We start from the raw sequence: 18,871 nt of genomic DNA on the forward strand, positions 1-18,871 counted from the left end.
GACTACATCATTTTCTTACTGGATCGCTTTAATGAATACCGTGATCTTTCCATTGCAGATGCAATGCTGTTATCCATGAAAAAGATGGGCACTGTTATTATCTCAGCTGCAGTAATCCTTGGTGGCACATTTGCGGCAATGATGCCATCCGGAATGCTGTCGCTATTGCAGATCGCGTCCATCGTTCTGGTCGGATTGATGCTATACGCACTGGTGGTGCTGCCGCTATTTATTCCGGTTATGGTCAAGAACTTTGGCCAGGCAAACTGGTGGCCGTTTAAAAGAAGTGCTAACTAAAGAAAAGAGAGGCTGCCTTCTCACGAAGGCAGCCAATTTTTTAGCAAAGAAAACTGCTTCAGACTATGAGTTTACCTTTTCCCGGCATAATTTTAATATAGCGTTAAGTAGAACATCAGCTCCCTTAGCACAGTCTTCATATGAAGTAAGTTCATCTTCACGGTGACTGTATCCATTTACACTTGGAACAAAAATCATTGCTGTTGGAATAAATGAAGCGATGAATTGTGCGTCATGTCCAGCGCCGCTGTACATTCGATGCCCCCTATACCCTAATTCATTGCAGGCATACTCCACAGCATCAACTACTTCTGCATCAAAGTCAACTGTATCCCGATCCCAAAGCCGTTTCGATTCCACTGAACAGAAATTTGGGTTTTCTGGTAATCCATTTACTATTCTCGTTACTTCTGCGATGACTTTTGGATCCTTATGTCTTGCCTCTAAAGTAAAGGTTACTTCAGAAGGAATGACTGTATGAATATTAGGATAAGCATTTATACGACCGATTGTGTAGACAATATCAGAATCCAGTCTTTGCAGCTGCTTCTGGATATCTGCTATCAAATTGGCAGCGGCGAACATTGGATCCCTACGCATATTGATTGGAGTAGTACCTGCGTGATTGGATTCTCCATAGACAGAGATTTCATAGCAGACCATTCCAAGCACACCTTCAACAATACCAATATCTAAGTTTTTCCGCTCTAGCACAGGTCCTTGTTCAATATGCAATTCGATAAAAGCACTGGCTTCCTGCAAGCGATTTGTTTCTGGACCTTCAAAACCGCTTTCACTTAATGCTTGGGCAAATGAAATGCCATTTGTATCAGTTGAAGCAAGCATCTTCGTTTTATCAAATTTGCCTGATAGAACACCGGAAGACATAAGGGATGGCTCAAACCGGGCTCCTTCTTCATTAGTAAAATTGACAATCGTAATAGGATAATCTAATTCGATATTATCTTCTTTAATTGTATAGACAGCCTCTAAAGCAGTAAGGACACCCAGCACGCCATCGAAACGCCCACCCTTGATTACAGAGTCCAAATGAGAACCTATTACAATAGGAGGCAGGTTTTCCTTACCAGGCAAAGTTGCATATATATTTCCCATATCGTCGTAGGTTACTTTCATGTCCAGTTCCTCGCATAATTCCTGGAATTTCTTCCTTGCTGCAAGATCCTCAGCCGATAATGAAAGCCTTGTTACTCCGTTGTTTGCGGTTTTGCCATATCCACTGAATAATTCAATTAATTGCTGAAGCCGATTAGCATTACACTTTTTCAAAGAATGACCCTCCCTTAATTATTGGGCAACTTCTTCTGCTACCCGGGCATTTTCTCTTTCTACGATTGCGTTAGTAAGGAGACTGACACTCACTCCGATGAATATATTAATCCCAATTGCTACAAATCCAATATTGATATCATTAATAGCACTTGGAATATTTGGGAAGATATTGATTAATTTAAAAGATGTTATTGCGTTATATAATACAATCGAAACTCCTGTTAAAATTCCAGCCATAGCACCGTATTTATTCATAAACTTGGTATTAAAGAAGCCGAAAATCAGCGCTGGCACTAATTGTGTGATCAAGCCATATGACATAATGTTTAGGATAGCCAATGCATTCCCGCCTGTAACAGTGAAAACATAAGCTATTAAAATAATCAATAAAACAAATAGTTTGGATACAGTAAGCTGCTGGCGGTCACTGGAGTTTGGCTTAATTAACTTATAAAAACCTGTCATTAATCCTACAGCACCGGACATAACCATAACGGATACCGGCACTAACGCAGTTAATAGGCCAGCCCCGCCTACAATTCCTACAAACCATGGATCAAATGTTTGCATAGTAAGACGCAGCAGTGATAGGTCACCTTCTGCTCCTTGTAATCCCGGCACTTGAATAATCGCTGCAAATCCAATAAAAAAGGCAAATAATATTAAAATGGTATACAAAGGCAAGGTGATCGCATTTTTCTTTAATGAGCGTTCACTTTTAGCAGATAATACTACACTGAAAGATTGCGGTAGCAGGTAAAAACCAAATGCATTTAAAATAATGGTGGAAATAAACCATGGCATACTATAGCCTTCAGCTGCGAAGGTTAAAGCTTCTGGCTTTACTGTTTGAACGGCCTCAAATAAAGGCTGAATGCCGCCGAAATAATGATATGGAATATAGATGCCTAAAAATACAATGACAAATAAAATAATTATATCCTTTAATACTGCATTCCAGGCGGACCCGTGGATACCTGAGACTGTGACATAAATTGTGACAATTACTGCACCGATGGTAGAGGCAATTAATGGCGATATAGCTCCATATGAGGCTTCGGATACAATAATTCCTAAACCTTTTAATTGGATTACAATATATGGAACTAGAGCGATTAAACCAATAAAAGCTACGACTACACCCAGTGCTTTGCTGTTATAATTTTTCATAAAGTATTGAGGCTGAGAAATTACGTTATGCTTTTTTGCAAAACGCCAAATTTTGGGGATGATCCAATAAGAAAGCACATAAGCCAAGCAAATATAGGCTGGAACATAGTAAGCTGCTGCACCATTTGAATAGGCCCATCCACTGCCGCCTAAAAAAGTAAAGGTCGTGTAAACTTCACCTGCAATTAATAAGAATACGAACAGCGTGCCGAATCCTTTGTTCCCGACCGCAAACTCATTTACGTTCATTTCTTTTCCGCGAGTAGCACGAATACCTAAGTATAAAGCGACAGCAGCAACGAGAAAGATGATCACTAAGGCGACGTTCATTCGACTTCACTTCCTTCATTTGCAGGGTCTAATTTATAAACGATGAACAAAATGACAGATGATAGAATCATCCAAACGGCAATCCAAAATAATAAGAATGGCAATCCTAAAATATAGGGTTCAATGCGATTAGCTGCCGGCAGAAGGACACACATTCCTATGAAAGGAATAAGCAGTAATAGTTGTGAGTACTTTTTCACATGCTTCACTCTCCATTCTTAGATTTCATTTGCGTAGACTATTTCACCATCCAGCATTGTTAAATCTGCTTTCACCTTGGGAATCTCCTCAATATGGCAATTTAACAGGGAAGTGTTTAAGATGACTAAATCCGCCAATTTCCCTGCTTCAATGCTTCCTTTTTCACCCTCATCAAAGCTAGCGTAAGCAGCGTTATAGGTATACATGCGGATGGCATCCATGAGAGATACTTTTTGCTGTTGCCCAAAGGCTGTATTTTCGCGTGTTAAACGACTGACAGCAGTGTAAATACCCACAAATGGATTAACTGTTGTTATCGGTGCATCTGAACCAGCAGCTGAAATGATGCCCCGGTCCAATAAATCTCTTGCGGCATACATATAATGAATACGTTCACCATAATTGCGGATATAACTTTCTCCGAATTCATAGGGGAATGAAGGGTTGAGAATCGGAATCACCTTCAGCGCCTTAGCTTTTTCCTGCAAATCTGGGGGACATACGCCTAAATGTTCTACACGATGGCGGTGATCCTCGCGCGGATACTCGTTTAGCAGTCTTTCCACGACATTTAAATATTGCTCTATTGCTTTATCTCCCTGAGCATGCACGGTAATTTGATAGCCATTTTGATGAGCTGTGGAGAAAATTGCATATAGCTCATCTTCTGTATACTGCAAGTAACCGTAATTATTTTCATCACTTGTATAGGGCTCACGAGTAGCAATTGTCGGCCCTGTACTGCTTCCATCAGTAAATAGTTTAGCAGGACCAATTTTGAAAAAGTCATTGCCTGTATGGGTTATTACACCAGCATTCAGCATGTTTTTAGTAAAGTTCTCGCAATCATTCAGACTGCCGATCATTGCATAGATCCTGGTCTTTATTAGCTTCTTGTGTGAAGCAATTTGCATAATTCTAAAGCTGTTTTCATCAAATCCTCCTGCATCATGTACACTTGTAATTCCATAGGAAAATAATTGTTCTTGGGCCTTTGAAAGTGCGTTAAATAATTCTTCATCACTATAAGTCACATACTGATTAAAATGTAAAAAGGCATTCTCGATGAGGCGGCCCGTTAATCTTCCGCGGCCGTCTTTTTCAATGGTTCCGCCTTGGGGATCAGAAGTTGATGAATCTATATCGGCCAGCTTTAAGGCGGCTGAATTAACCATGCCGATATGACCGCAAGTACGGGTAATGACGATTGGGTGTTCTTGTGAAAGGTGATCAAGTTCCTGAATTGAAGGATAACGCTGTTCCTGTACCATAAGCTCATTGAACCCAAAAACCCGTATGATTTGTCCATTTTTAGTCTTTTGGACAATTTCTGATAATTTGCTCAAAAGTTCTTCAACCGAGTTAATCACAGGGTCTTTACAGTTGAGATGCATTAATGTATTGCCGTATAAAAAAAGATGCATATGAGCATCAATTAGACCAGGCAAAACAGATCTTCCATGCAAATCAATGACTTTTGCCGAGGATTTAACGAGTTTTTTTATTTCTTCTGTTGTACCAACCGCTGCAATCTTATTCTCTTCTATCAAACATGCTTCATAGACTTCGTTTTTACTATTAACTGTAATCACTTCGCCATTAATTAAAGCTGTCTGATTCATGGGCTCACCCTCCTTGTCACAAATAAAGTTATAAAAAAAATATAACATAGCTATTTAAGAGCTTGATATGAACATTATGTAAAGTAGTTCCCTCTATCGTTTTACATTATGTTATATTTTTCTGTATAAAGTTTCATAAACCTTTTTTCTTGGGAGGGTAAAATATGTCATATTCACTGACAGTTCAAGACTTATTTGATAAAAACCATTTCCAAAAGGCAGAAGTGATAGCAGGTCATAACGGAATTTTGAATACGATCAAGTGGGTTCATATACTGGAATCGAAAGAGATAGGCACTTTCATTAAAGGAAATGAATTAATATTAACGATGGGAATTCAGCTAATCCATGAAGAAACACTGTTTGAATTTGTTGAACAGCTCATCAATAAAGAAGCTGCTGCATTATGCATTGAATTTGGTGAACATATTCAAACTGTTCCAAAGAATGTAATTGAGCTCGCTAATCAGTACAATTTACCGATTATTGTATTTAACGAAATCGTCCCATTTATTGAAATAACGCAAGAGATACATAGTATGTTAATTAACCAGCAGTACGAAATGATCAAACGTCTCGAAAATTATTCACAGGATATTAATAAATTAACTTTAAAAATAACCCATTATGAACATATTTTAATGAGGCTTTATAAATATTTAAATCTAAGTGTTGCATTCATTATAAAAGGGCAGCAGCCATTATTTATTCCAAATGAGAAGCATCATGTATATCATAACTTAAGGGAAAAGTACGAAAAAAAAGGGGAAGGAAAGCATTTCGCCAAATGTGAAGTAAATATTTTAGAGGAAAGCTATGGAGAAGTTTGTATCTTCACAGAGAACCGAACTATAAATGAGTTTGAATTATTGGTGCTGGATAGAACGGTTACTGCCTTATCACAATATCTGCTGCGAAGTCTCTATATAGAGGAGAAACAAAACATTCACTCCCGCCTTTTATTGGAGTCCTGGTTGGATGGAACAGTTGAAGATTCTGCCATTACATCCTTCTTACAGGAACAGGGTTTTCATAATTTATTAAATTGCTCTTATTTTGTATTAATCGACCAAATCAAAAATACAAAAAAAGAGTATGATTTAAACTATTATAAATTATATTCCCGCAATATTTTTGAAAATAAAGGCTTCATCCCATTTTTATTAGAAGAAAAGCAAAGGCTTATATATGTAATTGCTGATATCTATGGACATGATAGAAAACACCGTATCATAGACTGCATTGAGAAAATCAGAAACTTTAGAAAGAACAATAATTATATAAATCTATCGGTCACTACTGCTGTCGGGCAGATTATCAATAATTATAAATCAGTCCGCCAAAGCTTCGAAACTGCACAGGATACTCTGTTAATCCGGAATAACGCTCTTCAGCTTTCCTATTTTTATGAAGATCTTTACATACATCAATTAGTTCTGCAAATGCAAAAAAATAAAGCAATTATGGATTTAGCTAAAAACTATTTAAAGCCTCTTTATGAATACGATGCAAAAAATAATGGACAGCTGATTGTAACGTTACAAGTTTATCTGCAGTGTAATTGTCTCAAAAAAGAAACCGCTCAAAAGCTATTCATTGTTCGCCAGACGCTATATCATCGTTTGTCCAAAATTGAAAGTTTAATAGGAAGTGATTATATGCTTCCTCCCAAGCGCCTTGCTGTAGAAATAATGCTGCTGGCTACTCAATATAACTTTCAGTCTGCCGGCATCGAAAATCAGGATTAGAGGTTTTACACTCATTAATTTTAGAATCTTCAGTTATTGTTTCGCGTGAAGTTTTATCCATCAAGAAGGAAAGCGCTCCTTTCATTTGTCAAATAGTAAATATAAGTGTTGTTAAAGCTCACTGCCTCTTTAAGCATATGGGCTGAAAGCAAAAAAGTTAATCCTTGGCATCTCACATTCAAATACTGCACAAAGTCTTGCTAAAAGGAGTCTCCCTGACCGCATTTTCCGTTCGCGGATCTTCTGAAAAGCGAGTTTAATAGACATCAGACAGAGTCAATATGTGAAATGATATTTAGCAAACATTTTACATTATGTCTGATGATAAACACGAAATTTCACTTCACAATAAAGACAGATGAATTATATTTCTAAAGGAGTGACTCAAATGGGTAATGTTCATATTGCAGATAATTTAGCAGCGAAAGATGAAAAATACCTTTGGCATTCAATGAAGCCATATAACCCGCAAGCAACAGCCATTATTCAAAAAGCGCAAGGAGCCTGGCTGACGGATATTGAGGGGAATCGTTATCTGGATGCCATGTCAGGATTATGGTGTGTAAACGTTGGTTATGGAAGGGAAGAAATTGCAAAAGCTGCATATGACCAGCTCCTTGAGAATAATTATACTCCCTTAACTGTTAGTCATCCTTCAGCGATTTTACTTGCCGAGAAAATAAGTAATCTATTAGGCGGAGATTATGTTGTGTTTTTCTCCAACAGCGGTTCTGAGGCAAATGAAACAGCATTTAAAATCGCCCGCCAGTATTATCAGCAGAAAGGGCAAGGAACCCGGTATAAAATTGTTTCGCGTTATCGCGCATATCACGGAAACTCTATGGGTGCACTCGCAGCAACAGGGCAAGCTGAGCGGAAATACAAGTATGAACCATTAGCTCCAGGATTTATTCATGCTAAAGCTCCGGATCAGTATCGTTACAATGAGGATGGATATAAGAGTGCAGCTGATTTACCTTCTGTTCAAGCGGTAGACGAAATTATGACATGGGAACACTCAGATACAATAGCGGCGATGATTTTGGAACCGATTATTACAGGAGGAGGAGTAATCATGCCTCCTGATAACTATTTAAAAGGTGTAAAGGAAGTTTGCGAGAAACATGGCGCTTTATTGATAGTAGATGAAGTAATCTGCGGTTTTGGGCGTACCGGCAAAGCCTTTGGGCATCAGCATTATGGAGTGCAGCCTGACATTGTTACGATGGCAAAGGGGCTTACGAGTGCTTATATGCCGCTTTCTGCTACAGCGGTAAAGAGAGAAGTTTATGAAGAGTTTACTAGAAACGGAAACTATGATTTTTTCCGCCATGTTAATACATTCGGGGGCTCTCCCGCTGCATGTGCAGTTGCATTAAAAAATCTTGAAATAATGGAACGTGAGAATTTATTTGAACAATCTTCAACAATGGGTGATATTCTTGTTTCTGAATTAAAAGATAAAATATCACATTGTCCTTATGTTGGGGATATTCGAGGAAAAGGATTGCTTATAGGAATCGAGCTGGTAGAAGACCGCATTACAAAAAGTCCCTTACCTGCAGAGAAAGTGAATCAAGTGATTGCTAAGTGCAGGGAGAAGCGTCTGATTATTGGGAAAAATGGCGTGACAGTTGCAGGATACAACAATGTATTAACACTTTCCCCGCCGTTAAACATTACCCTTGAGGAGAAAGATTTTATTATTGCAGGCATAGTGCAGGCAATTGAAACTTTATAAGTAAGTAAACATTCCAACCAGCAGAATTTCCGGTGAAATAAAGCAGGGACAGCCTAAGAATTATGAAGCGGCATCCTGTTAATATAGAAAGGAGAAAATGAAGATGGCAAACATTACGGATGTAAAAGAACTTACACATTTTATTGAGGGAAAAATGATCACTGGTAAAAGCGGCCGTTTCTCCGAAGTTTTCAATCCTGCAACAGGAGAGGTCATTGCGAAAGTGCCATTAGCTTCCGCAGAGGAAGTGAAGGAGGCAATTGAAAAAGCAGAAGCTGCGTTCCCTGCATGGCGTGATCTCTCAGTAGCCAAGCGTGCAGAAATTGTAATGAAATTCAGGCACTTGCTGACGGAAAATAAAGAAAAATTAATTGAATTAATTTGCACGGAAAGCGGGAAAACCGAAGAAGATGCATTAGGTGAAATTACCCGTGGAATCGAATCTGTAGATTTAGCTATTAATGCTCCTCATTTGATGAAAGGCGAATATTCAGTAAATGTTGGCGGGCAAATAAATGCTTATTCTGCTAAATATCCGCTAGGTGTAGTAACAGCAATCTCTCCATTCAATTTTCCAATCATGGTGCCGCTCGCTCAGACAAGTATGGCGGTAGCGGTTGGAAATGCGGTTATTTTAAAAGCGTCTGAGCGGGTTCCTATGACAGCTTTATTCATGAGTGAGTTATGGAAAGAAGCAGGACTCCCAGATGGTATTTGGACAGTAATCAATGGAGATAAAGAGGCAGTCAATGAACTGCTTGAGAATCCGGCAGTACAGGCAGTTTCTTTTGTTGGCTCAACACCGGTAGCACATTATATTTATGAAACAAGCGCTAAATATGGCAAACGTGTTGTTGCTTTAGGCGGAGGAAAAAACAATATGGTAGTCATGCCGGATGCTGATCTGGAACAAGTAGCAAATGCTTTCATCAGTGCAGGGTATGGAGCTGCTTCCCAACGTTGTATGGCGATCTCTACATTAATGCCGGTAGGACAAGAAACCGCTGATCGTTTAGTAGAAATATTAAGAGAAAAGATTGAAAACTTAAAAGTTGGGGCTTATACAGACAATGCCGATTATGGCCCTGTTATTTCCCGACAAGCGAAAGAAAATATTCTAAAAGCCATAGACCGCAGTGAAGAAGAAGGTGCAAAAATCGTTTGCGATGGACGTTACAAAGACATTACAAAAAATAGCAATGGCTTCTTTCTGGCACCAACCTTGCTTGATAATGTTAAGCCGGGAATGGAAATTTATGAGGAAGAAGTCTTTGGTCCAGTTCGAAATATTGTACGCGTAGATAATTTAGAAGAAGCGATTGACTTAATCAATCAGCATGAATTAGGGAATGGTGTAACAATTTTCACCAATGATGGTCTGGCAGCAAGGAAGTTCACAACTGAAATTGATGTAGGAATGGTTGGTGTAAATGTACCTATTCCGATTCCGGTTGGCTATCATAACTTTGCAGGTTTTAAAGGTTCAAGATTTGGTGATGGTCAAATGTTTGGTCCAGATCAGGCAAATTTCTATACAAAATCAAAGATGGTCTCAGAACGCTGGCTGGTCCCAAGCGAAAACAGTGGTTTGTCATTTGCATTCCCGAGTAATAAATAGTTTTTATGAAAGCGTTGCCCCTGTTGTGGCAACGCTTTGTGCAGTCTGGACCGTTATTTTGTTTCGGAATACGCGGCAGGGAGTGCAAAGAAGAAATCAATCTTAGAACCAATGGCTTCTGTCAGTAGCTTTTTAATACTTGGACTTTTTAAAATTTGTTTTGGTAAATCATACCGAGTGGGTTGTGTAGAAAGATTTAAAAGGGTTTCCCATACCCTTAAAACGAGGAGGAATTAATTTGTATATACCGAATCATTTTAAAATGGATGATGAAGAATTAATCTATGAATTTATTGAAGCATACGGATTTGCCACCTTATTTTCTCAGCATAATGGGGAACCCTGCGCTACTCATCTTCCCCTCATGTTTAATAAATCTGAAAATGCATTATATGGTCATTTTGCACGTCCGAACGAACAATGGAAGGACGCTCAAAACCAACAAGTCCTTGCTGTTTTCCAAGGTCCCCATTGTTATATCTCGCCTTCCTGGTACGAAACAACTAATGCAGTTCCGACTTGGAATTATGTGTCTATTCATTTATATGGAGAGATGGAGATAGTCGAAGATAGAAAAATAATTTTCGATTCTTTAAATAACTTAGTCAATAAATATGAAAGCAATGATAGTCCATACAATTTAAAAAATGTTGAACCTGGTTTTATAGAAGGAATGAGTAAAGGGATTGTTGCTTTCAGAATAAAAATCACAAAAATTGAAGCAAAAGCTAAATTAAGTCAAAATCATTCCGTGGAGCGGCAAGAATTAATTATTAAGAATCTAGAAAAAACCTCTATACACGAAAATATCCAAATAGCAGCTCTGATGAAGAAAAATCTTCAGTAAATTAATTAAAAGGTTCATAAAAAGCAGACCTTACGAAGGTCTGCTTCCACTTGCTTATGGATTAGTCGACCACATGCCGGCTGTTTTCACAAACACCCGAGGGTTCAATTTCAGCTGTGCCACCATGAATTCTGCGAGGTCTTCCGGCTGCATAACCTTTTCCGGGTTGCCGTCTGTCAGGTTTGTTTCAATCGCAAGGTCAGTGGCCACCGTACTTGGAGTCAATGCGCTAACTCGGATATTATGCTTTCGAACCTCAAGCATCAGAGACTCTGTTAAGCCTAAAACAGCAAATTTGGATGCACTGTATGCACTAGTGACAGGCGCTCCTTTTTGTCCGGCTGTGGATGCGATGTTGATAATGTCTCCGGACTTCTGTTCGATCATTTCAGGAAGAACGGCTCTTGTAACATTATAAACACCCATCAAGTTGACCTGGATGATGCTTTCCCACTCATCAGGCGATAACTCCAGGAATCCTCCGAACTTAGCAATTCCGGCATTGTTAATCAGGATATCCACAGAGCCAAGGTCTGATTTAATATGCTCGACTGCATGAGTAACGGCTTCAAGGTCGGCAACATCGGCTGCTGCAGCAGATACATTCACATCGTACTGGCTAAGTTCATCCGCCATTTTTTCAAGATTTTCAATCGTACGGCCAAGTAATCCAATATTGACGCCTTCTTTCGCGAGCGCGATAGCTGCTGCACGCCCGATCCCTCTGCCTGCTCCTGTGATTAGAGCTGTTTTGCCTTTTAATGTATGCATCGTTTTTCCTCCTCTAAAAAAATCATTCATATACTACCAGAAAGGCTGTAAATTTCCTAATAAATCGCTTGCGCAGCCGGGACATTTGAGGAAGCTTTATCCCTTGTGATAAGATCATCTTCAATAAAAGGGGGGATTCTAATGAAGCTTAGTGTTTTGGATCAATCTGTCGTGGCAAAAGGGGATACTGCAGCTGAAACTTTTCGTAAAACAGTCAAGCTCGCCCAAGTGGCAGAAAACCTTGGCTACACCCGTTTTTGGGTGGCTGAGCATCATAATTCGAATGGAATAGCTGGCTCCTCACCGGAAATTCTTATCTCCCATATTGCATCAAGCACCAGCCGAATTAAGGTCGGTTCAGGCGGCATCCTTCTGCCGCAATACAGCCCTTATAAAATAGCCGAAAATTTTAATGTGCTCCAAACTCTATTTCCAGGACGGATCGATTTGGGCATTGGGAGGTCTCCCGGAGGAACCGCATCCACCCGGCTTGCCCTGACAGATGGAGTAAGGAAAAGTCTGAATGAGTTTCCTAGACAGCTTAGGGATTTGCAGTGGTTTTTGAACAAAGAGCTTCCAGAAGGACATCCTTATCAGCAAGTGAAAGCTTTTCCACAGGCTGAAGATCCTGTACTATTGTGGCTTCTTGGAATCACGCATCGCGGAGCAAGACTGGCAGCGGAACATGGAGCTGCCTTTACGTATGGACACTTTATCAATCCTGCAAATGGGAAGAGAGCAATGGATACATATTTCAGTCAATTTCAGCCTTCAGCAGCTTTGTCTGAGCCGAAAGCAAATGTGTGTATTTTTGTTGTATGCGCCGAGACACAGGAAGAGGCTGAGAAGCTGGCTTTGAGCCAGGATATGTGGCTGCTGGCAGTTGAAAAAGGGAGGGATACGAGATTAATCCCAAGCATTGAAGCTGAAAGTATCCAGCTCACACACGTAGAAAAAGAAAAAATCACTGTTAACCGCAATCGGATGTTAATCGGTACCCCAGCAAAAATAAAAAAAGAATTGCAGCTGCTCAGCGAAGTCTACGGAACGGATGAGTTTATGATCATCACCAATATTCATGATTTTCAAGGCAAGCTGAATTCATACACAATGCTGGCTGAAGCTTTCGGCTTAAGTTGAGAATTTATAATCCCCAATTAATCCACCGATAATAGAGGAGTATTTTCCTTTTGAGCTTCCCGGATTTCAAAGTGTGCATAACTAATTCATTGATTTTTTAAATTTTTCAGAAGTATCCACAATTAAAGGCATTTTTTGCCCGATTCATCCACACTAAGTGGATAATCTAAGCAGACAAAAGAGTTATCCACATAGGCGATCATGATTGAGACAAAAAGTTATCCCCAAACATCCTTCTCTATTATTTATCCACATAAGTGATTGCCTGTCTTCCCATCTGTTCCCATCCGGCAATGAACTTGTCCCTTTGGAATTGGGTATTTTTCTCCTTAAGCGGGTCGTTTGCATAGATATGATCTTCATCATAGCCTGTGACTAATACAGCATGCATTCGGTAGGTTATTTTGACCGGGCCATCTTTAATTTCCCAGATTTCCCATTCTGAATCAGGCAATACGTCGTAAGTGCTGGTGATGATCACCCAGACTGGTCTCCCTTCATCAAGCTGCTGGATTACTTTGTCGAATCCGCTGCCTGTCAGGTCTTCAATTTTTCCGGGCAAATAGCTTTCAGCCAGTTCTGCAACGGGTTCATGATAGGCGCCGAGTCCAGGTTTATCCAATGTTTGCATATTGCCAACAAAGCCTTTATGAATGTTTCCCCTATAGCCATCCTTTTCGAAAGGAACACGGTTTATTTTTTCGGCTAATTCCATTTTATCGGTCTCTTCTCCTGCATGATTCAGGAGCATGGCAAGACTGGTTACTTCACATCCTCTTTCAAGCTCAGGCTTTTGCGAATAATGAGGGGCATCAATTAACACTTTGCCGTCTTCCTGTTCTGCGGATTCAGATTCACTTTCCTGGCCGGTAAACCAGGATGGTGAAGAGCAGCCTGACAGCAGAATGGATGCCAGTAAAATAGCTCTCTTCAAGACTTACACCCCTTTGTAAAAATTTCGCTTGTCAAAATAATAGGTATAAGACTATTTCCCCATAGTGTCCAGCCTTAATCCACATTCAGCATCAAAAAAAGCCCGGTTTCCCGGACTTCAATGCAGCAGTTAATTAATCTCAGCTTTCCCGCTGGATACAGAGATACGGATGTCATGTTCTCCTGATCCATGTTTGCCGGAAATATCATTTTTATCGCGTTTCTCATCATCCAATTCAAAATGGCTGCTGATATGGCCGCTGCTTGCTTTGCCTTTTAAGGTAAAGTCCGCATCATCAGGCAAATCAAGGCGGACAAAGCCTGAACTTGCTTCCACTTTAATAGAGTCAGTCAGTTTGCCGACCATTATATCCAGCTGTCCTGATGATACCCCGGCATCAAGCTTGCCTTGATAGTTGCGGACCTTCACTTTGCCGGAACTCATATCTATTTCTCCAGTACGGGTAATGATATGATCTGCTTCCATCATTCCTGATGAACCTTCATGCTCAAATTCATCAGTCTTAATGTTGGCAAGGCTGACTTTGCCGGAACTCATATTAACATTCAGACTCTCAAGCACGAAAGGCCTGCTTTCAGATTCACCGGCAAAATTCAAACGGCCGGAACCAATGTTAATTGACATGGACTTATTGAAATCTTCAGGAATGTAAATCTTCAGATTGCTTTTATTATTGAAAAACTGAAAGCCATCCAGCCACTTTCTTTTGTATTCCACGCGAACTTCGCTTCCAGCCTTATTTACGGTCACTTTCCCTTTGCCGTCAAGCTCAGCTCTAACGTCATTCCTCTTTTCAGGAATAATGACTGTATCGGAACTTGATACATCTATGCTGATATGATCTGTCCTCTTGCTTAGAGAAGCCTCGGTACTGCTTTCTCCAAAACTCAGCCAGCTGTTTACGCCAGTAAAGAGCAAATAGGAACAGACTAAAATGATAAAAATGGCGAAAATCCTTTTCACAATGAACCCCTGCTTTCCTTCATAAATTTCTTACTTATATTTTATGATAATCCCCATTCATGCACATTGAGCCCCAGCTTTAATTTCTGCTAAGACTTGAGGCGTACAGACTTTAGTATAACGCTCTTTTGTCCGGCGGGAATTTGCAACTTGAATATATACAGAGCAGCAGAAGTTCTACAGAGGCTTTGCATATATAACTGTCAAAAAGAATTCTCTTTTCACTCCTAATATCTTATTATAAAAGGAAAAAACAGGAGAATCTATGAAAACCACAATTGTCAATGGAAAAACAATTAATGCAGGTATGCCTGAGCTATGCGCTAAAAAAAGGGCTGATGCTGATCAGAAAATGATTAAAAAGGATATTAAGATTGTACAGATCTCAAAAGATTACGAGACTGCTGCAAAAGAATTAATACTGAAAGGATTCCAGGAACGCTTCGGATTTATTGACCATTCTTTAAATCCTGATTTGAATTGCCTTACAGAGACGTATAGCGCTGAAGGAGATTTTTTTCTGGCTGGTTTGATTAAAAATGAACTGGTGTGTACGGGTGCAATTACCAATGTAGGCAAAGGGGAATGCAGGCTGCAGCGAATGTCTGTAAAAAAGGAATTCCGGGGTCAGGGCATTGCCGGAATGATGGTACGCCAACTGGAGGATCGCGCCAGAGCAGCCGGTTATAGAAAGGTTGTTCTCGAAACAAATATGGCCTGGGATAGCGCTGTGAACCTCTATAAACGCTGCGGATATATGGAGTATTATATGGAAGATGAGATGATTCATTTATCTAAAGAAATTTAGCGGATTTGCCTAATGGCAAGTCCGATTTTTATTTAAAAGCATGCATATGAGGTGCGATGTTACATAATATATGTTATAATGTATTTATGTTACATTAAAAAATCGATAAAGACAGTGAAAGCGGTAAAAGATAATCTTATGCTGGAAACAGCCGGCGATTCACTGTCACTTCTTTTCTTAAATACAAATATCAGCTCTGAACCATGCTAAAGGCTTGTCACGAGCTGCTGTCATCATCTCTCCGGGCATTACACTAAGTTAAACTCAAATCCGCCTTTTTTTCTTTCAAAACACAAGTCATTCTCCACTATGGATAAACTTTTTATGTAACCTTGATAAAAATCTAAATAAAGAAGGTGATTCGTATTGGCTGAATTTATTTGGCACACAGATGCACTTATCCTATTGGCTGCTATTCTTTTTATTACTGGAGTTATGACAACTAAATTTTCTGCAAGGCTTGGGGTGCCTGCTCTTGTTCTCTTTATCGCGGTAGGAATGGGATTGGGGCAATTCATTTATTTTGATAACGCGAGAATTGCGCAGATGATCGGGGTTTTGGCCTTTATCATTATTTTGTTTGAAGGAGGACTGCAGACGAACTGGAAAACAGCCCGGACAGTCATTGCACCTTCCTTATCATTGGCAACCTTAGGCGTGGTGATTACCACCGGGCTTGTTGCCGTGGCGGCAAAGTTTATTCTCGGTGTAGATTGGACTGTTGCGGTGCTTTTTGGTGCGATTGTCGGTTCGACTGATGCAGCTGCCGTTTTTGCTGTATTAAAAGGGCAAAATATAAAGCCCAGGATTTCCGCAACACTGGAAGCAGAGTCTGGCTCCAATGATCCCATGGCAGTATTCCTGACAGTTGCCATGATTGAGCTGATTATGACTCCCGGCTCCGGCATATTCTCACTTGTTGGTTCTTTCTTTATCCAAATGGGAGTGGGAGCTATAGCTGGTCTCTTGTTTGGCAAATTCGCAATATGGTCATTGAATAAAATTAACTTGGATTCAAGCGGGCTTTATCCCGTTTTTGCCACAGGATTTGCCATGCTGACATATGGAATAACTGCTTATCTGGGAGGCAGCGGCCTTCTCGCTGTATATGTGGCGGGTATCATGATTGGGAACGCAGACATTGCCTATCGCCACTCTGTTTTCCGTTTTACGGAAGGTTTTGCCTGGATGATGCAAATTGCGATGTTCGTTATTTTGGGCCTTCTGGTCTTTCCAAATGAACTTTTCCATTCTGATATTTTGCTAAAAGGCCTGGCTCTTTCAGCACTTCTTATATTTGTTGCCAGACCTGCTGCTGTGTTTCTAACCACCATTAAAATGGGCTTTTCGATGAAAGAATTGATCTTCTTATCCTGGGCAGGATTAAAAGGTGCCGTGCCAATCGTTCTGGCCACTTTCCCGCTGTTATCCGGTGTGGAAGGAAGTCATGAAATTTTCAATGTTGTCTTTTTCGTTGTCCTGACCAGCGCTCTTATCCAGGGATCAACGATTACATTGTTAGCAGAAAAGCTCGGTTTGACTGGTCCTGAAAAGGCTACTCCCATGCATTCACTGGAATTGGTTTCCCTTGGAAAAGCAGATGCAGAAATGATTGAATTCGAAATAGAAGAAGATGCCTTCATTATCGGGCAAAATCTGATGGAGATCCCCTTTCCTGAAGGCGCACTTGTCAACGCAATCATTCGTAAAGATGAGTTAATTACTCCAACAGGCAACACCCAAATTGAGCAGGGAGATTTTCTTTATATCCTTACAAAAAGAAAATATAAAAGAGATCTCAAGCTGCTGCTGAAAAAGAAAAAACCAGCTGAAACTTTGGTAGAAGCAGAGGCGTAGTCAAAAAAGGAACCAGTGTGGAGGAGATCTGCACTGGTTTTTTTGCACTTTCGCGGATATGGCAAGTAAAATCGCGGATAAACTGGAAATTTCGCGGTAATCTTCTATATATTAGCGGATAAATTTTTGAACAGCTACTAATGTCCAAAGTATTGGACATTCTGCCGCCTGAAATGCTACTATAAAAACAGTTTCGGCCCAAAAGGTGATAGGATGAAAAATAAAATAAAGGAAATACGAAAAAAGCTGGGCATAACTCAGAAAAGGCTCGCTCAAGAGTGCAGTGTGGCCAGGCAGACAATCAATTGCATAGAAAATAATAAATATGATCCCACACTGGAGCTCGCTTTTAAAATTTCTAAAACATTAAAAGTAAAGGTAGATGAATTGTTTATTTATGAGTAAATTTAATGCGGATACGACCATCACTATGAAAGATATTGTGCGGGAAGGGGATCCTATCCTGCGGGAGACAACAAAAGAAGTCGCATTGCCTTTAACTGAAGAAGATCGCGGAACACTGACTGCAATGATGCAATATTTGAAGAACAGCCAGGATCCTGCCATTGCAAAAAAATATGGCTTGCGTCCGGGCATTGGGCTATCTGCCAACCAAATTGGCCTAAACAAACGTATGTTTACTGCCTATTTTACCAATGAAAAAGGTGAGCCTCAGGAGTATTTCATAATTAATCCGAAGATCATCAGCCACTCTGTCGGTGTGATTTTCCTGCCGGAGGGTGAGGGCTGCCTGTCTGTTGATCGTGACGTAAAAGGGTATGTGCCCCGTTATGAACGCATTAAGGTAAAAGCCCATAATCTTGAGGGAGAAGAAGTGACACTCCGGTTCAAGGGTATCCCGGCCATCATTATGCAGCATGAAATCGACCATCTGAACGGAATAATGTTTTATGATCGAATTGATAAAAATGACCCGTTCAAGGTGCCGGAAAACTCGGTTATGGAGAATTTTTAGAAGCATAGACCATGGGTTTATGCTTTTTGTTTTATGGGAACGGGATGTGGTAAATATTTTATAACCACTTATAACAAACTATAACAAAAGGAGGATTAGGCAAATGGATAATAAAACTGCTGAAACCAATATCAAGCTAAATGAAAAGCTGGAGGATCAGACTATTCACTCCCAAATGAACAGCAAGACAGAAACAGAGGATGTCAACCTAAAGTTGCAAGAAGCTATGAATAATCGTGATGAGGAACAAAACATGGCTCCAGCCTATCTTTATAACAACACGCCAGCCATTAAAATTTCAGGAGATGACGAATAAACCGGCTTCGACAAGGAAGCCGGTTTTCTATTAAAAGAATAAAAGTATAACTTTGAACTTCGATAACTGTCTAGCTCCAGGCGCCATCGGCTCTCGGGTCTAAGCCAATCCGTCCAAAAGGTTAAAGAACAACCTTTCAGCCGGCTTGTCTTATGCTTGAGGCCCGCAGGACAAGGAAGGCTTCGTCAGCATTGCATCGCACGACCGAAAGCGGCAGC

At 40.1% G+C, this 18,871-nt stretch carries 18 protein-coding genes; 11 read left to right on the forward strand and 7 right to left on the reverse strand.

All coding sequences use genetic code 11. The features are described 5' to 3' along the window. On the forward strand, positions 1-297 hold a 297-nt coding region (locus ACEQ1T_RS14330; protein WP_370223456.1), incomplete at its 5' end, for an MMPL family transporter. A 63-nt stretch (positions 298-360) separates the two neighbouring features. Here the strand turns inward: ACEQ1T_RS14330 and ACEQ1T_RS14335 are convergent. The 4 genes from ACEQ1T_RS14335 to ACEQ1T_RS14350 are packed head-to-tail and all read right to left on the reverse strand — an operon-like array spanning position 361 to position 4,913. After that, on the reverse strand, positions 361-1,587 hold the full coding sequence (locus ACEQ1T_RS14335) for a Zn-dependent hydrolase (RefSeq protein ID WP_370223457.1): 1,227 nt from the start codon (positions 1,585-1,587) through the stop codon (positions 361-363). 18 nt (positions 1,588-1,605) lie between these two features. Then, positions 1,606-3,090 (reverse strand): sodium:solute symporter, encoded by a 1,485-nt coding sequence (locus tag ACEQ1T_RS14340; RefSeq protein WP_370223458.1) that lies wholly within the window; start codon positions 3,088-3,090, stop codon positions 1,606-1,608. After that, positions 3,087-3,290: a DUF3311 domain-containing protein gene (locus tag ACEQ1T_RS14345; protein WP_370223459.1), complete on the reverse strand. Its 204-nt coding sequence runs from the start codon at positions 3,288-3,290 to the stop codon at positions 3,087-3,089. Before ACEQ1T_RS14345 ends, ACEQ1T_RS14340 begins: the two co-directional genes overlap by 4 nt. A gap of 18 nt (positions 3,291-3,308) precedes the next feature. Beyond that, positions 3,309-4,913, reverse strand: a complete 1,605-nt coding sequence (locus ACEQ1T_RS14350) for an amidohydrolase (RefSeq protein WP_370223460.1) — start codon at positions 4,911-4,913, stop codon at positions 3,309-3,311. A gap of 164 nt (positions 4,914-5,077) precedes the next feature. Between ACEQ1T_RS14350 and ACEQ1T_RS14355 the strand changes: the two genes are divergently transcribed. The 4 genes from ACEQ1T_RS14355 (at position 5,078) to ACEQ1T_RS14370 (ending at position 10,867) form a co-directional block, all read left to right on the forward strand. Beyond that, positions 5,078-6,661 (forward strand): PucR family transcriptional regulator, encoded by a 1,584-nt coding sequence (locus tag ACEQ1T_RS14355; protein ID WP_206840225.1) that lies wholly within the window; start codon positions 5,078-5,080, stop codon positions 6,659-6,661. A 388-nt stretch (positions 6,662-7,049) separates the two neighbouring features. After that, positions 7,050-8,402, forward strand: coding sequence for an aspartate aminotransferase family protein (locus ACEQ1T_RS14360; protein ID WP_206840226.1), 1,353 nt, complete (start codon positions 7,050-7,052; stop codon positions 8,400-8,402). A gap of 103 nt (positions 8,403-8,505) precedes the next feature. Continuing rightward, on the forward strand, positions 8,506-10,020 hold the full coding sequence (locus ACEQ1T_RS14365) for a CoA-acylating methylmalonate-semialdehyde dehydrogenase (protein WP_370223461.1): 1,515 nt from the start codon (positions 8,506-8,508) through the stop codon (positions 10,018-10,020). A 238-nt stretch (positions 10,021-10,258) separates the two neighbouring features. Next, positions 10,259-10,867: an FMN-binding negative transcriptional regulator gene (locus ACEQ1T_RS14370; RefSeq protein ID WP_370223463.1), complete on the forward strand. Its 609-nt coding sequence runs from the start codon at positions 10,259-10,261 to the stop codon at positions 10,865-10,867. A gap of 54 nt (positions 10,868-10,921) precedes the next feature. Here the strand turns inward: ACEQ1T_RS14370 and ACEQ1T_RS14375 are convergent, their stop codons facing one another. After that, positions 10,922-11,638, reverse strand: coding sequence for a 3-ketoacyl-ACP reductase (locus tag ACEQ1T_RS14375; protein ID WP_009331790.1), 717 nt, complete (start codon positions 11,636-11,638; stop codon positions 10,922-10,924). 141 nt (positions 11,639-11,779) lie between these two features. Between ACEQ1T_RS14375 and ACEQ1T_RS14380 the strand changes: the two genes are divergently transcribed. Next, positions 11,780-12,778, forward strand: coding sequence for an LLM class flavin-dependent oxidoreductase (locus ACEQ1T_RS14380; RefSeq protein WP_370223464.1), 999 nt, complete (start codon positions 11,780-11,782; stop codon positions 12,776-12,778). Between the two features lie 241 nt (positions 12,779-13,019). On the opposite strand, the gene ACEQ1T_RS14385 is transcribed toward ACEQ1T_RS14380, so the two are convergent. Both ACEQ1T_RS14385 and ACEQ1T_RS14390 read right to left on the reverse strand, forming a co-directional pair. Further along, complete coding sequence (locus ACEQ1T_RS14385) at positions 13,020-13,712, reverse strand: C39 family peptidase (protein ID WP_370223465.1); 693 nt, start codon at positions 13,710-13,712, stop codon at positions 13,020-13,022. 129 nt (positions 13,713-13,841) lie between these two features. Beyond that, entirely contained in the window at positions 13,842-14,696 is an 855-nt protein-coding gene (locus ACEQ1T_RS14390) for a DUF4097 family beta strand repeat-containing protein (protein ID WP_206840235.1), read from the reverse strand. A 265-nt stretch (positions 14,697-14,961) separates the two neighbouring features. Here ACEQ1T_RS14390 and ACEQ1T_RS14395 point away from each other — a divergent pair, with 265 nt between their 5' ends. From ACEQ1T_RS14395 to ACEQ1T_RS14415, 5 genes are all read left to right on the forward strand, one after another. After that, complete coding sequence (locus tag ACEQ1T_RS14395) at positions 14,962-15,504, forward strand: GNAT family N-acetyltransferase (protein ID WP_370223466.1); 543 nt, start codon at positions 14,962-14,964, stop codon at positions 15,502-15,504. Between the two features lie 366 nt (positions 15,505-15,870). Next, positions 15,871-17,361: a potassium/proton antiporter gene (locus ACEQ1T_RS14400; protein ID WP_206840237.1), complete on the forward strand. Its 1,491-nt coding sequence runs from the start codon at positions 15,871-15,873 to the stop codon at positions 17,359-17,361. Positions 17,362-17,574: 213 nt separating this feature from the next. Beyond that, the gene (locus tag ACEQ1T_RS14405) at positions 17,575-17,766 is read left to right on the forward strand and encodes a helix-turn-helix transcriptional regulator (protein ID WP_009331775.1); all 192 of its coding nucleotides are present in this window, start codon (positions 17,575-17,577) and stop codon (positions 17,764-17,766) included. Then, positions 17,759-18,337 (forward strand): peptide deformylase, encoded by a 579-nt coding sequence (gene def / locus ACEQ1T_RS14410; RefSeq protein WP_370223467.1) that lies wholly within the window; start codon positions 17,759-17,761, stop codon positions 18,335-18,337. The genes ACEQ1T_RS14405 and def overlap by 8 nt, the downstream gene beginning before the upstream one ends. A gap of 103 nt (positions 18,338-18,440) precedes the next feature. Continuing rightward, the gene (locus ACEQ1T_RS14415) at positions 18,441-18,653 is read left to right on the forward strand and encodes a hypothetical protein (protein WP_370223469.1); all 213 of its coding nucleotides are present in this window, start codon (positions 18,441-18,443) and stop codon (positions 18,651-18,653) included. Positions 18,654-18,871 lie beyond the last annotated feature (218 nt).

It is taken from the genome of Cytobacillus sp. (assembly GCF_964223445.1).
In the GTDB taxonomy this organism is placed as follows: Bacteria; Bacillota; Bacilli; order Bacillales; family Cytobacillaceae; genus Cytobacillus.

Coding starts and splice junctions, on each gene's coding strand:
- ACEQ1T_RS14365 (WP_370223461.1), top strand. CDS start 8,506: ATGGCAAACATTACGGATGTAAAAGAACTTACACATTTTATTGAGGGA.
- ACEQ1T_RS14355 (WP_206840225.1), top strand. CDS start 5,078: ATGTCATATTCACTGACAGTTCAAGACTTATTTGATAAAAACCATTTC.
- ACEQ1T_RS14340 (WP_370223458.1), bottom strand. CDS start 3,090: ATGAACGTCGCCTTAGTGATCATCTTTCTCGTTGCTGCTGTCGCTTTA.
- ACEQ1T_RS14405 (WP_009331775.1), top strand. CDS start 17,575: ATGAAAAATAAAATAAAGGAAATACGAAAAAAGCTGGGCATAACTCAG.
- ACEQ1T_RS14375 (WP_009331790.1), bottom strand. CDS start 11,638: ATGCATACATTAAAAGGCAAAACAGCTCTAATCACAGGAGCAGGCAGA.
- ACEQ1T_RS14360 (WP_206840226.1), top strand. CDS start 7,050: ATGGGTAATGTTCATATTGCAGATAATTTAGCAGCGAAAGATGAAAAA.
- ACEQ1T_RS14415 (WP_370223469.1), top strand. CDS start 18,441: ATGGATAATAAAACTGCTGAAACCAATATCAAGCTAAATGAAAAGCTG.
- ACEQ1T_RS14350 (WP_370223460.1), bottom strand. CDS start 4,913: ATGAATCAGACAGCTTTAATTAATGGCGAAGTGATTACAGTTAATAGT.
- ACEQ1T_RS14380 (WP_370223464.1), top strand. CDS start 11,780: ATGAAGCTTAGTGTTTTGGATCAATCTGTCGTGGCAAAAGGGGATACT.
- ACEQ1T_RS14395 (WP_370223466.1), top strand. CDS start 14,962: ATGAAAACCACAATTGTCAATGGAAAAACAATTAATGCAGGTATGCCT.
- def (WP_370223467.1), top strand. CDS start 17,759: ATGAGTAAATTTAATGCGGATACGACCATCACTATGAAAGATATTGTG.